The organism is Streptomyces sp. AC627_RSS907 (assembly GCF_019049165.1).
Genome location: NZ_JAGMUE010000741.1, coordinates 1 through 781 on the forward strand (window position 1 = coordinate 1; position 781 = coordinate 781).

Genomic DNA, 781 nt, shown 5'->3' on the forward strand with positions numbered 1-781 from the left:
CCTCCTGGCCGCGCTGCTGGCGCTCGAAGCTCCAGTCGGCGACGGTCGGGTAGCCCTTCCACTGCACGGGGCGGATGCCCAGGCTCCGGTAGCCCTTCATCGTGCGGGAGGCCCCGGGCTCGGCGCCGCGCCACGCCTTGGCGGCGTCGGGCAGCGGCTTGGCGTTGAAGTCGACCTGTACGCGCGGGAATCCGCCGGAGGCGCTGTAGACCGTGCCGCCGCTGTAGCCCGGGATGGGCCGCTTCTGCCAGCCCTTGGGCAGCGCCATGCCGAAGTGGAACGCGTCGTCGCTCACCCGCTGGTAGCCGGCCGGAAGCGCGTCGCGCGGCTGCTCGGACTTGCCGTCCCCCTGGTCCTGTCCGTCCTTCCCCTCGCCCTGCCCGGTGGGGTCCTGGGCGCCGGTGGACGGCGCGTCCGCGTCGCCGTCGCCGGTCGGGTCGGCGTCGGTGGTCGGGTCCTGGCCGCTCGAAGCGGTGGGCTGGGCACCGGACTTGTCGCCGTCACCGCCGCCGTCCAGGGCGAAGGCGAGCACCGTGCCCAGCACGGCGAGCAGGACGACGATCACGACGATGACCAGCGTCCGCTTGGGCACCACGTCGGTGATCGAGGCGCGCGAACCGCCGGCGGGCCCCGACGCGGCCGGCGCCCCCGGGACGGCGTGCGGCCGGGGCGGGGTCGTCGCGTCCCGGCGCGGTCCGGGCTGGCCGCCGCTCGCGAGGCCGGTGGCGCCCGCCGCGCGGCCCGCGGGCCGGCCGGCGGCGCCGGGCAGCGTGCCCGCGGC

2 pseudogenes are annotated in these 781 nt (G+C 77.7%); one reads left to right on the plus strand and one right to left on the minus strand.

The window, feature by feature from the left end:
* Window positions 1-592 (minus strand): annotated as a pseudogene (locus KUM32_RS38360) (serine/threonine protein kinase); the annotation flags it as partial.
* Here KUM32_RS38360 and KUM32_RS38365 point away from each other — a divergent pair.
* Window positions 570-781: pseudogene (locus KUM32_RS38365) on the plus strand (hypothetical protein); the annotation flags it as partial. The pseudogenes KUM32_RS38360 and KUM32_RS38365 overlap by 23 nt on opposite strands.